The 14,269-nt window shown below is 65.0% G+C and carries 12 protein-coding genes; 10 read left to right on the forward strand and 2 right to left on the reverse strand.

What is annotated here, in order from left to right; genetic code table 11:
• Positions 1-7: 7 nt before the first annotated feature.
• The 10 genes from AC56LY_RS14535 to AC56LY_RS14580 all read left to right on the forward strand — a co-directional run bounded on the left by AC56LY_RS14535 (position 8) and on the right by AC56LY_RS14580 (position 11,149).
• Complete coding sequence (locus AC56LY_RS14535; RefSeq protein ID WP_499580626.1) at positions 8-1,606, forward strand: diguanylate cyclase; 1,599 nt, start codon at positions 8-10, stop codon at positions 1,604-1,606.
• Between the two features lie 192 nt (positions 1,607-1,798).
• A complete protein-coding gene (locus tag AC56LY_RS14540) occupies positions 1,799-3,259 on the forward strand; it encodes a flagellin N-terminal helical domain-containing protein (protein ID WP_499580628.1) in 1,461 nt (486 codons plus the stop codon).
• A gap of 85 nt (positions 3,260-3,344) precedes the next feature.
• Complete coding sequence (locus AC56LY_RS14545) at positions 3,345-3,689, forward strand: flagellar protein FlaG (protein WP_499580630.1); 345 nt, start codon at positions 3,345-3,347, stop codon at positions 3,687-3,689.
• Between the two features lie 179 nt (positions 3,690-3,868).
• Positions 3,869-6,493: a flagellar filament capping protein FliD gene (fliD, locus tag AC56LY_RS14550; RefSeq protein WP_499580632.1), complete on the forward strand. Its 2,625-nt coding sequence runs from the start codon at positions 3,869-3,871 to the stop codon at positions 6,491-6,493.
• 25 nt (positions 6,494-6,518) lie between these two features.
• The gene (gene fliS, locus AC56LY_RS14555) at positions 6,519-6,971 is read left to right on the forward strand and encodes a flagellar export chaperone FliS (RefSeq protein ID WP_499580634.1); all 453 of its coding nucleotides are present in this window, start codon (positions 6,519-6,521) and stop codon (positions 6,969-6,971) included.
• Positions 6,972-6,979: 8 nt separating this feature from the next.
• Entirely contained in the window at positions 6,980-7,321 is a 342-nt protein-coding gene (locus tag AC56LY_RS14560; RefSeq protein ID WP_499580636.1) for a flagellar protein FliT, read from the forward strand.
• A 22-nt stretch (positions 7,322-7,343) separates the two neighbouring features.
• Positions 7,344-8,483, forward strand: a complete 1,140-nt coding sequence (gene fliK / locus AC56LY_RS14565) for a flagellar hook-length control protein FliK (protein WP_499580638.1) — start codon at positions 7,344-7,346, stop codon at positions 8,481-8,483.
• Positions 8,476-8,820: an EscU/YscU/HrcU family type III secretion system export apparatus switch protein gene (locus AC56LY_RS14570; RefSeq protein WP_499580640.1), complete on the forward strand. Its 345-nt coding sequence runs from the start codon at positions 8,476-8,478 to the stop codon at positions 8,818-8,820. Before fliK ends, AC56LY_RS14570 begins: the two co-directional genes overlap by 8 nt.
• 9 nt (positions 8,821-8,829) lie before the next feature.
• Complete coding sequence (locus AC56LY_RS14575; RefSeq protein WP_499580641.1) at positions 8,830-9,582, forward strand: flagellar brake protein; 753 nt, start codon at positions 8,830-8,832, stop codon at positions 9,580-9,582.
• Between the two features lie 70 nt (positions 9,583-9,652).
• The gene (locus AC56LY_RS14580; RefSeq protein WP_499580642.1) at positions 9,653-11,149 is read left to right on the forward strand and encodes an HD domain-containing phosphohydrolase; all 1,497 of its coding nucleotides are present in this window, start codon (positions 9,653-9,655) and stop codon (positions 11,147-11,149) included.
• Here the strand turns inward: AC56LY_RS14580 and AC56LY_RS14585 are convergent.
• Positions 11,146-11,730, reverse strand: coding sequence for a PEP-CTERM sorting domain-containing protein (locus AC56LY_RS14585; RefSeq protein WP_499580644.1), 585 nt, complete (start codon positions 11,728-11,730; stop codon positions 11,146-11,148). The two genes, AC56LY_RS14580 and AC56LY_RS14585, sit on opposite strands and share 4 nt — an antisense overlap.
• 35 nt (positions 11,731-11,765) lie before the next feature.
• Positions 11,766-14,009 carry a phosphocholine-specific phospholipase C gene (locus AC56LY_RS14590; RefSeq protein ID WP_499580646.1) on the reverse strand — a complete coding sequence of 748 codons (2,244 nt, stop codon included), beginning with the start codon at positions 14,007-14,009 and terminating at the stop codon, positions 11,766-11,768.
• Positions 14,010-14,269 lie beyond the last annotated feature (260 nt).

A 14,269-nucleotide genomic window follows, 5' to 3' on the forward strand; every position in this document is an offset into this window, starting at 1 on the left:
GCAATCCATGTCCACTCCGTCCACACCCGTAACAGCCAACGCCGGCCCTGGCACCGCTGCAGCGCCCGCAGCGAATCCGGCTGACATCGCACGCGAAGCGTTTCGCCGTCTGGCCACGCGCCGTATCGCGCCGACGCCGGACGCGTACCGCGCCATCTATGACGAGATCGCCGGCACCCCGCCACCGCCACCCGCACCCGCGCCGGATGCAGGGGCCATCGAGGTCCTGAGCGGGTTCGCGCGCCGCATGCTCGATACGCCGGGCGAGCTGGCCGAGTACGGCCGGCGCATGACGCGCGCCGTCAAGACAGGTGACTGGAGCGGCTACACCCAGGCACTGGGCCAGTTGACCGAGCGGCATCTGCGGCGCAATACCCCGGTGATGGCGATGGGCGACGAAGAGCCCGAGACGCGCCTGCTGCGCGACATGCTGGCACGCACGCTGTCGTTTGCCTGCGCCTCACTGCTGAGCGACAACCCGGAACAGGTCAAGGAGGCCGAAGCGCTCGGCGCCCTGGTCAAGACGGCGGTTGGCGAAAGCGAATTGCACGATATCGAGGCGCGCCTGAAGCAGCTGTGCTTCCAGATCGAGCTGCGCAAGGACGACAGCGCGGGCCAGCAGGAACTGCTGCTGCGGCTGTTCCGCCTGCTGCTCGACAATATCGAAGGCTTGCTCGAGGACGACAACTATATGCGCGGTCAGGTGGTCGCGGTGCAGGAACTGATCGCCGGCCCCGTGGACACGCGTGCGCTGGAAGACGCGACGCGCAGCCTGAAAGACGTGATCATCAAGCAAAGTCACCTGAAACATGGCATCGCCGACGTGCGCGCGACGATGAAGAACATGATGATGACGTTTGTCGACCGCCTCGGCTCGGTGGCCGCCGCGACCGGCGACTACCACGCCAAGCTGGGCGACTTTTCCGAGCGCATCGGCGGCGCCAGCGACATCAGCGAACTCAATACCGTTCTGAACGACGTGCTGCGCGAGACGCGCCATGCGCAGGATGAAGCACTGGCCTCGCGCGACCGCATGGTGGGCGCGCACCGCGAAGTGCAGGAAGCCGAGCAGCGCATCCGCGAACTGGAAGCCGAGCTGCAGCATATGAGCGAGCTGGTGCGCGAAGACCAGCTGACCGGCAGCCTGAACCGCCGCGGCCTGGACGACGTGTTCGAGCGCGAAAGCGCGCGCGCCGACCGCCGCAACACGCCGCTGTGCGTGGCGCTGCTCGACCTCGACAACTTCAAGCGCCTGAACGACACCTACGGCCACATGGCGGGCGACGCCGCGCTCAAGCACCTGGTCAAGGTCGTACGCGAGACGCTGCGCTCGATGGACGTGATTGCGCGTTTCGGCGGCGAGGAATTCTTGATCCTGCTGCCCGAGACGACGGTCGACGCGGCGGCCGCAGCCATGGTGCGGGTACAGCGCGAGCTGACCCGGCACTTCTTCTTGCACGATAACGAAAAGATGCTGATCACCTTCTCGTGCGGGGTCGCGCTGCGGGTACAGAACGAAGAACAGGCATCGCTGATGGCGCGGGCCGATAAAGCGATGTACCAGGCCAAGAGCAGCGGCAAGAACCGGGTAGTCGTGGCGGATTGACAAGTGTTGAGCGCGTGTTTTTCCAGACAGGTAAAAAAAACGATTTATTTTGCGTCCGGCCCTAAACTTTTTCCACAGGGCACCGTTACCAGCAACAACAGCGGTTTGAACGTCACTGAATAACGCGACGGACCAAAGTGAACAGCAGCACGGTCGCTGCACCCCTAGTAAGACCTAGTCTGGAGAAACACCATGGCATCAGTAATCAACACCAACGTCGCATCCCTGAACTCGCAGCGCAACCTGTCGACCTCGCAGTCGCAGCTGAATACCTCGATCCAACGCCTGTCGTCGGGTATGCGCATCAACAGCGCCAAGGATGACGCCGCTGGTCTGGCGATTTCGGACCGCATGAATTCGCAAATCAAGGGTATGACGCAAGCGACCCGTAACGCCAACGATGGCGTGTCGATGGCGCAAACCGCTGAAGGCGCTCTGTCGAGCTCGGGCGACATCCTGCAACGTGTCCGCGAACTGGCTGTCCAGTCGTCGAACTCGTCGAACTCGGCCAGCGACCGCAAAGCACTGCAGACTGAAGTCACCCAGCTGACCTCGGAACTGAACCGCATCGCCAACACCACCGAATTCAACGGCCAGAAGCTGCTTGACGGTTCGTCCGGCACTTCGAACTTCCAGGTTGGCGCCAATGCCGGCCAGCTGATCTCGATGACCGGCGCAAACTTCAACACCTCGACCTACGGCAACAACCAGGTCGCCGGCGATGCCCTCCAGGCAGCTGCTACCAGCGGCGCTGCAGTTGGTTCGGTCACGGTGTCGGGTTACCTCGGTGGCAGTGGCGCCATCGCCACGGCGACCACCGATACCGCAAAAACCATCGCATCGAAGATCAACAACAAGTCGGGCGAGACCGGTGTGACGGCAACTGCCCGTACCGATGCGCTGCTGAAAAGCACCTCGACCGACGGCGCGTTCGCCATCGAGGTGAAATCGGACAACGACACGGCAGTGCTCGTATCGTTCTCGGTCTCGGGTAGCGGTAGCAAGGCCGATGACTACGCTGCAGGTATCAGCGCAATCAATGCCCAGACGGCAAAGACTGGCGTCACCGCTCAGTACGATGCTGAAAACGGTGGTATCAAGCTGAGCAACACGTCTGGTGCAAACATCCAGCTCGATAACAAGAATGCCGCCGGCGGCGCCGCCCTGAGCATGGCGACCTACAAGGCAGATGGCAAGGCAAATACCGGTCCAGTCGCTCTGGCTGCCGCTGGCACCGCTGTCGCCAATGGCCGCGTGACCATGGACTCGGAAAAGAGCTTCTCCGTGGCCGAAACCACCGATACCGGCTTCGCCCTGGCTGCTTCGTCGAGTCTGAAATCGGTGGCCAACATCGATATCGGTTCCTTCGATGGCGCTCAGGCAGCCATCAAGGTGGCTGACGCTGCCCTGGCAGCAGTCAACGGCCAGCGCGCTGAATACGGCGCACTGCAGTCGCGCTTCGAATCGGCGATTTCCAACCTGTCGTCGACCACCGAGAACCTGTCGGCATCGCGTAGCCGCATCGTCGATACCGACTTTGCTTCGGAGACCGCAAAGCTGACCCGTGGTCAGATCCTGCAACAGGCTGGTACGTCGATGCTGGCCCAGGCCAACTCGCTGCCAAACGGTGTCCTGTCGCTGCTGCGTGGCTAATCGCTAACGCTTAGTAACAGTACCACTCGGTAAGCGGTTCCCCGGCTGAAGAAATTTGGCTGGGGAATTTTCGTTAGGATACGCCATGCAAATTCCATCCATTGCGTCGTCACCCCCCGCCAAACTGGACGAACGTCCAGCGCTGGCGAGCGGGCTGGCTGCCCCGGCACCACGGGCAGCACCGGAGAAAGCTGAAGCCAGGCCAGACCGGGACGAGGTGTCGTCCGCCGTGAAGAAACTCAATGAAGCGTTGCCAAAATCGGCGCAGAGCCTCGAGTTTGAAATCGACGAAGAGAGCAAGGAGCTCGTGGTCAAGATCATCGACCGCGACACCAAGGAAGTCGTCCGCCAGATGCCGACCAAGGAGGCCCTGGAAATGGCCAAATCGATCGACAAGATGGTGGGGCGCCTGCTGGACCAAAGCGCCTGACGCAGTCCGCTGCTCACCCGAAACGCCGCACCTGACCGGATGCGGCGTTTTTACATGGTGCTTCGACATCGTTCCTGACAATCCCGACCAAAATAAAAATAGAGCCGCCTTTACCGCTCTTAAGTAAGGTTTGTTTCTGCCGATAATGACTTACATTATTGCTTTCACCGGAGAAACATGTGGCCAACCTCGACATCGATGGCATTGTAGCGAAGCTGATGCAGGCTGAATCCAGGCCGCTCGACAACTACGCCAAGAAGACGGCGGCGCTGCAGCAGAAGAACAACGCCCTGAGCCAGGTCAGCGCCGCCGTGGGCGCGTTCCAGGGCGCCCTGACGTCGCTGAACCAGTCGAACACCTTCCAGGGTCTCAGTGCGTCACCTTCCAACAGGGATGTCTTCACCGGCACCGCCGGCGCTGGCGCCGTTCCGGGCAAGTACAAGGTCAATGTCACCCAGCTGGCCCAGTCGCAAAGCCTGAAAACGTCCGGCATGGCCAGCAGCACCGCCACGATCGGCTCCGGTTCGCCAACCAATCTGACGTTCCAGTTTGGCACCATTACCGGTGGCACCTTTGGCGCGACCGGCAATGCCTTGGGCCTGGCGGCGGCAGCTGGCGGCATTCCCAACGGTTCGCTGAGTCTGAATGGCGTGGCGATCAGCACCACGCCGACGACCCGCAGCGCCCGTGCACTGGCCGAAGCGATCAATGCCCAGAGCGAGAAAACGGGCGTCGTCGCCACTGCGGGCAGTACCGAAACTGCGGCAGACCTGTTCGCCGGCTTTGGCCAGGTGAGCGTCGACAGCGGTTCGAGCTATGCACTGTCCGTTGGTGGCGTGCAACTGGCCAGCCTGAACACCGGCAGCGCGCCGTTGACCGGTGCCGCGCTCGACACGTCACTGGCCAGCGCCGGCACACGCAATGCGCTGGCCGCAGCCAACATCAGCGTCACCGGCAGCGCCGCCGACGGCACGCTGCAATTCAAGTCCGCAGACGGCAATACCATCGACGTGACCGAAACGGTCACCGGTACCGTGCGTGGTGGCCTCAAGCACGATGACACCACCGTCAACACCGGCGCCACGACGACCGCCACGGCCGCCGTCACCTTGCGCTCGAACGACGGCAACCAGATCCTGGTCGGTGGCAACAACCCGGCCTCGGCCGGCTTCACCGCAGGCAGTGTCGGCTCGCACCAGGGTTCGGGGTTTTCGCTCAACGGCGCGCTCAACAGCAAGACCATCACGCTGGAAGCAGGCGACCAGACACTGCAAGGCATTCGCGACGCCATCAACAAGGCGGACATGGGCGTGACCGCCACCATCGTGTCCGACGGCAGCAGCAATCCGTTCCACCTGGTGATGACGTCCACCAAAACTGGTGAAGCAACGTCAATGAAGATCGGCGTCTCGGGGGAAGACGGCGCGGCAGCCGACCCGGCTCTGGCCGCCCTGCTCGGCTACGACCCGGCCGGTGTGCAAGGCATGACCCAGACCGCCGGCGCCCAGAGCACGCTGCTGAACATGAACGGCATCGAGATCAAGAGCGACAGCACCAGCGTCAAGGATGCGATCCAGGGTGTGACGCTCGACGTCAGCGCGGTCGGCAGCAGTACATTGACCGTGACGAAGGACACGGCGGCAATCAGCACGGCGGTGAACGACTTCGTCAAGGCCTTCAACACGCTCAATTCCACGATGAGCGGCATGACCAAATACAACGCCGAGACGAAAAAGGGCGGTGTCTTGCAGGGCGACGCGAGCGTGCGCGCAATCCAGAGCCAGATGCGCCGGCAGATCAGCGCAGTCATGGAAGGCACTGGCGGCAAATTGAACTCGCTGAGCCAGGTCGGCATCTCGTTTCAGCAGGACGGCAGCCTGAAGCTGGATTCGGGCAAGCTGAACAAGGCAATTACCGACAACGCTGCCGACTTCGGCGGGTTGTTTGCGGCCATGGGCTCGACCACCGACGGCCTGGTCAAGTTCGACAAGTCGAGCGCTGCAACCAAGGCCGGCACGTATGGCGTCAACATCACCAGCCTGGCCTCGCAGGGAGCGCTGGCGAGCAGCGCCGCACTGGGCACGACGACCACGATCGCACCGAACACGGTATGGCGCGTCACACTGAACCAGACCGATCCGGTTACCGAAAGCAAGTCACAGGAAATCAAGCTGCCGGCCGGCACGTACAGCAAGGACGACCTGGCCGCGCTTCTGCGCTCGTCGATCAATGGCAACGCGACGTTTGCCGGCGCTGGCGATGCGACCGAGGCGAAGGTCGGCGAGGACGGCATCCTGACGCTGTCCTCGAGCAAATACGGTTCGACGTCGAACATCGCGATTACCGGCATCAGCGGCAGCGCGGTTGAATCGATCTTTGGCGGCGCCGCACCCGTCAAGGGCGCCGACGTCATCGGTACGATCGGCGGCGTGGCCGCCACCGGAAACGGCCAGTCGCTCACTGCAGCGCCAGGATCGAACGCCGAAGGCATCCAGGTCTCGATCACGGGTGGCATCCTGGGCGATCGTGGCGCGGTCACCTTCTCGCAGGGTTTTGCCTTTCAGCTCAACAACCTGGCGACAGGTTTCGTCGGCAAGGACAGTCTGCTCAAGAGCAAGACCGACGGCCTGAACGTGTCGATCAAGACCATCGCCGATCAGGCCGCGAAATTCGAAACCCGCCTGGACAGCATCGAAAAACGCTACCGCGCCCAGTTCGTCGCACTCGATGCCACGCTGTCGTCGATGCAGTCGACGTCGGATTACCTTACCCAGCAGTTGGCGGCCCTGTCGGCCAACCGATAATTTCAGCATCACCGGAGAATCTCTTATGTTTGGAACCCCGAAACGCGGCGTCGGCGCCTATGCAACCGTTGGCCTGGAAACCGGCGTTGCTGCCGCGTCGCCACAAAAGCTGGTCGTGATGCTGTACGACGGCGTGATCGTTGCCCTGCTCAGCGCCATCAACCACATCAAGTCGTCGAACGTGGCCGCCAAGGGCGCCTCGATCTCGAAGGCCATCACGATCATCGACAACGGCCTGCGCGCCTCGCTCGACCAGAAAGCGGGCGGCGAAATCGCACAGAACCTCGATGCGTTGTACGATTACATGAGCCGCCGCCTGCTGCAGGCCAATATCAAGAACGATATCGCGATCATCGAAGAAATCCATGGCCTGATGTCCGACCTGCGCGAAGCCTGGGTCCAGATCGGCGAAAAAAACGATGCACCTGAGCAGGCCGTGCCGGCCATCCAGCGTGCCCCTACCCTGATGAGCGCATAAGGTTGACGATGACGATGACGATGACGATGAACGGGCAAGAAGTGGTGTCGGTCTACGAAACGATGGTCGGCATTACCGAGCGCATGCTCGACGCGGCCACTGCCAGCGAATGGGACCGTCTGGCCGAGCTCGAACAGGAATGCGCTGCCCACGCGCGCCGCCTCAAGGCCAACGAGGGCGTCAGCCCGCTGGCCGGCCAGGAGCGTGTACGCAAGGTCGATGCGATCCGCCGCATGCTGGACGCCGACCGCCGCATTCGCGACCTGACCAGCCCATGGATGGCGCACCTGTCGTCCCTGATCAACAGCAAGTCGACCGAACGCCGCGTCGCGCGCGCCTACGGCATCTGATGCGCCCGGCGGGGGTTGACTGATGCTGCCCCGCGATCTTGTTTCCGGCGTCACGCGCATCACGCCGGCCCAGGCCGCCGAGCAGGCGGTCGACCCGCGCCAGCAAGCCTTTGCGCGCGCCGTCGCGCCGCTTCTCGGCAAGGCGATCCACGGCGAAATCCAGGCCAAACTGACTGACGGCACCTTCATCGTCAAGTTCGCCGATACCCAGGCGCGCATGCAACTGCCGCCCGGCGCGCTGGTCGGCGCCGACGTGCCGCTCACGCTGATCGGCCTGCATCCCCGCCCCACCTTCCAGGTCGGCACCCAGACCACCGCCACCGGTTTCGCCGAAGCCGGCCCCGCACCGCAAGCCGAAACCGACGCACCGGGCGCGCCGCTGGGCTACCGCGAAGGCGCCGCCGTTGGCCGCGCCGGCGCGCTGCTGGCCTCCAGCGCCGGGCTGGGCGCGCAAGCCTTTGCCGGCGGCACCGAAGCGAAAAATACCACGCTCAGTCCCACTGCCCAGGCCCTGGCCGGCGTGCTGGCGGCAGCCCAGAAAGCCGAGACAGTGCTCACTGCCGTCACCGGCCATGCGCCGGTGGTGGCCACGCCGGACGCCGATCCGGCGGCGCTGGCCGCCGGCCTGAAACAGGCGTTCGGCAAGAGCGGCGTGTTCTACGAATCGCACGTGGCCGAATGGGCGCAGGGCTCGCGCCCGCTGGCCGAACTGGCGGGCGAACCGCAGCAACAGGCGGCGCAGGCCGGCGCGCGCCCGAACCTGCAGGATCCCGCGACCGCGCAGTTCATCAGCATGCAGCTGGCGGCGCAGGAGCAATCGCAACTGGCGTGGAAAGGCCAGCTCTGGCCCGGCCAGCCGATGGAATGGGACGTGCAGCGCGAAGCCCACGGCGGCGGCGGCGACGAGCAGGCGATCTGGAACAGCCGCCTGCGCCTGCGCTTTCCCGAACTGGGCGAACTCGATGTGCAGCTGCGGATGGTGGGCGGGGCCTTGCAGATCGGGCTTGCGACCGGCGACGACGCCACTGCCGCCCTGCTGCGCCAGCACGCGCCGAACCTGGCCGGCGCACTCGAGTCGGTGGGCACGCCGCTGGCGGGGTTTGACGCCCGCGCGCGGGCCGCGGCGGCGCCGAAGAACGATGATGATGGTGCCCATGAATAAGCAGGCCAATCAGCGCATCAAGAGCGCGGTGGCGATGGCTTACAGCGCCGGCGAAAAAGCGCCGACGGTCGTGGCCAAGGGCTCCGGCATGGTCGCCGAACAGATCATCCAGCGCGCCCAGGATGCGGGCGTGTTCGTGCACGAATCGAAGGAACTCGTGTCGCTGCTCATGCAGGTCGATCTGGACCGCGAAATTCCACCAACGCTGTATCGAGCAATTGCGGAACTGTTGGCATGGCTATATCATATTGAGTCGGCTAAAAAGAACGGTGAGTCAATGCCCACCGCACCTGATCCGACGCCCCACCTCCCCCCGGAACAAGCGTCAAGGACATAAAGCCTAGCAATGGATGAAGCAGAACTGGAAGACTGGCACGACTACGAAGTCGCATCGCGTCGCGAGATCGTCTCGCTGCTGCGCCAGATCGGCGAACACAACCAGCTGATCCGCCTGCTGATCAGGGGTGAGGCCGACGTCTGCGTGACCTCGATCCTGGCCGTGGACGAAGACAGCAACACGCTGGTGCTGGATCGCTCGATCGATCCGGCCCAGAACCAGCGCATGACGGGCGCAGCGCGCGCGAAATGCGAAACCACGCTCGACAAGATCCGCATCCTGTTCGGCGCTGCCAATCTGGCCCCGACAGTCTGGCGCGGCGAGCCGGCACTGCGGGCCGACATTCCCCCCACCCTGATCCGCCTGCAGCGGCGCGAGTACTACCGCATGGCCACGCCGGTCAGCAATCCCGTGCGCGCACTGATTCCGGTGCCGATGGATGGCGGCGCCGGCGGCATGAGCGTGTTCGCGCTGCATGACATCAGCGTGGGTGGCATCGCCCTTCTCGACAGCAAGCTGCTGCTCGATACCACGGTCGGGCGCGTGATCGCCAACTGCCGCATCGAACTGCCCGAGATCGGGCCGATCGCCACCTCGCTCGAAATCCGCAACTCGCTCGAGCTCACGCTGCTGAACCACAAGACCACGCGCCGCATCGGCTGTCAGTTCGTCGACATCTCGCGCGGTGCACTGGCGGGGGTACAGCGCTACATCACCAAGCTCGAACGCGAGCGCAACGCGAAGCTGGCCGGGCTGGCCTGATTTTTCAGATATCCGCACGGTCGGGGTCCGCCCCGCCGCTGCAGATACGGCTGGCTATACGATCGGCTTCATGCACACGACCACCCAGGCACCCCGCCCTTGTCTCTCGCCCGCCAGCGCCGGCCTGCACGGCCACGACACGGTGACGCTGGCGCAGGCCATGGGACTGCTCGCGATCGTGGGCGACCTGGCCATGGGCCAGCCCATCGACGCCTCTGCGCGCGCTGCGCGTCTGGCCGCACGCATCGCGCTGGCTGCCGGTGGCGATGCCGCCGCTGCTGCACACGCGCGCATGGTGGCCTGCTTGCGCTGGTCCGGCAGCACCGCCACGGCCACCGGTTTTGTCACGCTGCTGGGCGATGACATCGGTGGCCGCCACGCGATGCTGACCCGCACGCTCAGCGCGCAGCAGGCCGCGCGCCTCGACCAGGTGAAGCATCACCTCACACCACTGGCCGCCATCCACTGCGAGGTCGCGGGCGACATCGCCGCCATGCTCGGCCTGCCGGCTCCCGTCGAGAACGGCCTGCGCCACCTGTTCGAACGCCATGATGGCCGCGGCCAGCCATACGGTCTGGAAGGCAGTGCGGTACCGGCCGTCGTGCAGTATGTGGCGCTGGCCGGCGACATCGAGATCCTCACGCGCGCGCATGGATATAGCGCTGCGCTGGCGATGGTCACGCGCCTGGGCGGCGTCAGGTATCCGGCGGCGCTGGTCGCGCAGGTAACGCCGCACGCGCAGGCATGGCTCGAAGCAGCCGACACGCTGGAGGAACCGGCGCTGCAGAACGACTTCCTGCCACTGTCGGTGCCGCTGACACTGGTGGCCGACACCGTCGAACTGAAGCTGCCCTGGCTGGCGGGCCATGCGCGCCGCGTGGCGCAGCTGGTGCAGATCGCTGCGCAAGGCATCGGCCTGCCGGACGCCGACCAGCGCAGCCTGGCGCGCGCGGCGCTGCTGCACGGGATCGGGCGCGTGGCCGTGTCGAACACCGTCTGGGAACGCAGAAGCAAACCGGGTAGCGCCGACTGGGAAGCCATCCGCCGCGCGCCCTACTGGACCGCGCGCATCGGCAACCGGATCGACGGTATCGAGGCCGATGCGCAGCTGGCCTCGCAAATCTACGAACGGCTCGATGGCAGCGGCTATTTTCGCAGTCTCGATGCCACCACACTCGGCATGCCGCAACGCCTGCTGGCGGCGGCGACGGTCTATGTCGCCCTGCGCTCGCCGCGGCCATGGCGCGCCGCGCACGAACCGGCGTCGACGCTGGCCCTGCTCGAAGCGCAGGTGACAGGCGGACGGCTCGACCGCACCGCGGTGGACACCGTGCTGGCAGCCGCCGCCGCGGCGTCAATCGCGACGCCAACGGACCAGCTGTTGTCAGCGCGCGAGGTCGACGTGCTGCAGCGCCTCAGTCTGGGCCAGACGGGCAAGGACGCCGCGCGCGCGATGCGCATCAGTCACGGCGCCGTGCGCACGCATGTCGAGAGCATCCTGGGCAAGCTGGGATGCGCGACCCGCGCCGCGGCAACCTTGCGCGCGCTGACGCTGGGGCTGATTTAGGACTGCGTGCGGCGCACCCGCAACGCGCCTACCAGCCCCAGGCCCGCCAGCAGCAGCGCCATCGAACCCGGCTCCGGCACTTCGGTCACGCCGCCGAAACTGAAGTCATCCATCGCATACGAGCCCTGTGCGCCGCTGGAGACAACGACCGTATCGATGGCGCCATCCCAACCGGCGTCCAGGAACGTGGCCACGCCGGACAGTTGCAGCGCCGCCGTACTGGCGACCAGCAGACCCTGGAAGTACAGGTCGAAGCGCACGCTGCTGTCCTCGTAGCCCGAGAACCAGGCGCCGTCGAACACGGTGGGCGCCAGGAACCGGATCGTGCTGGCCACCGGCCCGCCGTCGATCCAGTCGGTGGTGACCCGGCCCGTGCCCGAATGGGCGACAAACGGATCCTGCTCGCTCGTGAAGACATTCAGGCCGGCGCCCGACCAGTCGAGGCCGCCGTAGTTGGCGGCGACGGCGGCATAGCCGTCAGGGCCGGTGATGTCGTCGAAGTCGAGTACGGTCGCCGAAGCGAAGGGTGCGCACAGCGCAAAGGCGACGGCTGCGGCCGCGTTACGAAGCATGGGATGCATGAAATTCCTGTTGGTGGTAATGGGAGCGAACATGGTCAGACCAGGCCCAGCGCCGGATCGCTGACCGTGTGGCGGCCGGTTTCGACGCGCCCGGCAAAGCGGCGCAGGTAATCGGGCTGGCCCGAGACCGTGGCGCTCAGGTCGTACCAGTAGCCATTGGCCGCCAGCGCAATGCGCACGAGCAGTTCGGTGCGCGGCGCCAGCGTGTGCAGCTGGCGCAGCTGCGCGTAGGCGTTTGCATTCAGGTTGAACGTGCACGGCGCCGCGCCGGTGTTCATCAGGCGCAGTACCAGCTCGCCCGTGGCGGCATCGCAGCGCACGTGGACGTCCGGGCGCGCCTGGCCCGCGGCAACGGCGCGCAGCGCGCTGCCGGTAAAGTGGCGGTGATAGCCGTTCGGGCCCAGCACCCACAAGTCGTACGCGCCGCCCACTGCGGGCGCCCAGTTGTCGGCCAGCGATTTTCCTGCCTCGACGGTGTAGCGGCGCGGGACGGCCGCCAAGTTCTTGCGGTCATACACGTGGAAGACCGCGCCCTGGCGTCCAGTGTTGATGAAGTTCAGCGTGACCTGCACGGCAGCCATCGTGGCGCCGGGCTGCACCTGGCAGGTGGTGGCCAGTTCATACGGCAGCGCGCGCGATGGCCGCGTGCCCGGGGCCTGGATCGGCATCTGCGGCGACGCTGGCGGCGCGATCTGCGCCAGGCGCTGCTGCGCGGCGCGCAGGGCATCGGCCTGGCTGCGATTGGTGCGGCCCTGCAGCGCCGGCAACGCCTCGTCGTTCGGTGTCGCGAAGTTGAAGGCGCTGGTCAGATCGCCGCAGACGGCGCGGCGATACGCGCTGATGTTCGGCTCGATGACGCCGAACCGCGTTTCCAGAAAGCGCAGCACCGACGTGTGGTCGAACACCTGCGAATTGACCCAGCCACCGCGGCTCCACGGCGAAATCACGTACATCGGCACGCGCGGGCCGGGCCCGTAGACGCGCCCGTCCGCTGCCGGTTGGCGGGTGCTGCCGGCAGGCCGGGGGTGCGTGTAGTATTCCGGCCCCAGCGCGCCAGGTGACAGCGTGGTCTTGCCGGCGTAGCCGCCCTTGCCGTCCGGCGATGGCGCGGAAGGCGACGGCACGTGGTCGAAATAACCGTCGTTCTCGTCGAAGTTGACGATCAAAACCGTCTTGCTCCAGACCTCGGGATTGGCCGTCAGCGCGTCGAGCACCTCTTGCAGGAACCAGGCGCCCTGCACCGGGCTCGATGGACCCGGGTGTTCGCAGTAGATCGACGGTGCATTGATCCACGACACCTGCGGCAGCTTGCCTTCGCGGATGTCGCGCTTGAAGGCGTCCAGATACTGCTCGGGCTGGGTCCCCGGCAAGGTGTTGGCGATGCCCTTGTAGAGGGGATTCTTCGCGTTGTCGGTGGCCGCATCGTAGGCGTGATACGGCAGCGCCTGGCCCGTGTTGGTGTACGGCTGGCCGGGTGCGCCGCCGCTGGACACCGGATAGCCCGAGGCGATATTGGCGCGCCGGAACTGGCGGAACGCGCCGAGCATGTTGTCGCCCCACTCGTCGGGCATGTTCTGGTAGCTGATCCAGCTCACGCCCGCCTTCTCGAGGCGCTCGGCATACGTGGTCCAGGTATAGCCGGTGTTGACGCCGCCCGGCAAGCCGTCGATCGCATCCCACTCATTCGAGACGAAGGCCGTGCCGGTGGGCCCGGCGCCGTTGGTGCCGGTCAGGAAGAACGACCGGTTGGCGTCGGTCCCCGTGTGCATCGCGCAGTGGTAGGCGTCGCAGACGGTGAACGCATTGGCCAGCGCAAACGCGAACGGGATCTCGCTTTCCTTGAAGTAGCCCATCGAAATGGGATTCTTGTAGCGCGGCCACTGGTCCATGCGGCCGTTGTCCCAGGCCATCTGACTGTCGACCCAGTCGTGCGGCGTGCCATTGACGCGCTGGGCGTTGCCACGGCTGGCGTCCAGGTGGAACGGCATCACGACGTTGCCATTGGCCAGGCGTTGCTGCCAGACACTGCGCCCTTCGGGCAGCGGGATCGTGAAGCGGTCACCGAAGCCACGTACGCCCTTGAGCGTGCCGAAATAATGGTCGAAGGCGCGGTTTTCCTGCATCAGGATCACGACGTGCTCGACGTCGCGGATGGTACCTGTCGCGTTATTGGCCGGGATGGCAAGGGCGCGCTGGATGGCGGGCGGAAAGGCGGCAAACGTGCCGGCGGCGATACCCGCGCGCGCACTATTGCGCAGGAAACTGCGTCGTGAGGTCATAGGATCTATCCAAAGACGTAAGTGTTTTAGCCAGGAAACTTATGTTGCAAAGTGTTGTCTTGCAGACATGATGCAAGACGGCGCCAGCGTACGCCCCGATCGTGACGACGCCATGACACATTCCCGAACTGTCAGGAAACCTCGAAGCAACCTGAAAACAACATTCGACGTTGTCACCCAATTATTTTTTTAAAGAAATGTTGCGCACGATTGGAATTGTATTTGCCTGTTTGCAACCCGAGACCTATAGTTTCGATCGT

It is taken from the genome of Telluria sp. ZT3P25 (assembly GCF_059685895.1).

Excerpts from the sequence above, each read along its gene's own strand:
- AC56LY_RS14535 (WP_499580626.1), top strand. The coding sequence starts at position 8 with ATGTCCACTCCGTCCACACCCGTAACAGCCAACGCCGGCCCTGGCACC.
- AC56LY_RS14540 (WP_499580628.1), top strand. The coding sequence starts at position 1,799 with ATGGCATCAGTAATCAACACCAACGTCGCATCCCTGAACTCGCAGCGC.
- AC56LY_RS14545 (WP_499580630.1), top strand. The coding sequence starts at position 3,345 with ATGCAAATTCCATCCATTGCGTCGTCACCCCCCGCCAAACTGGACGAA.
- fliS (WP_499580634.1), top strand. The coding sequence starts at position 6,519 with ATGTTTGGAACCCCGAAACGCGGCGTCGGCGCCTATGCAACCGTTGGC.
- AC56LY_RS14560 (WP_499580636.1), top strand. The coding sequence starts at position 6,980 with ATGACGATGACGATGACGATGAACGGGCAAGAAGTGGTGTCGGTCTAC.
- fliK (WP_499580638.1), top strand. The coding sequence starts at position 7,344 with ATGCTGCCCCGCGATCTTGTTTCCGGCGTCACGCGCATCACGCCGGCC.
- AC56LY_RS14570 (WP_499580640.1), top strand. The coding sequence starts at position 8,476 with ATGAATAAGCAGGCCAATCAGCGCATCAAGAGCGCGGTGGCGATGGCT.
- AC56LY_RS14575 (WP_499580641.1), top strand. The coding sequence starts at position 8,830 with ATGGATGAAGCAGAACTGGAAGACTGGCACGACTACGAAGTCGCATCG.
- AC56LY_RS14580 (WP_499580642.1), top strand. The coding sequence starts at position 9,653 with ATGCACACGACCACCCAGGCACCCCGCCCTTGTCTCTCGCCCGCCAGC.
- AC56LY_RS14585 (WP_499580644.1), bottom strand. The coding sequence starts at position 11,730 with ATGCATCCCATGCTTCGTAACGCGGCCGCAGCCGTCGCCTTTGCGCTG.
- AC56LY_RS14590 (WP_499580646.1), bottom strand. The coding sequence starts at position 14,009 with ATGACCTCACGACGCAGTTTCCTGCGCAATAGTGCGCGCGCGGGTATC.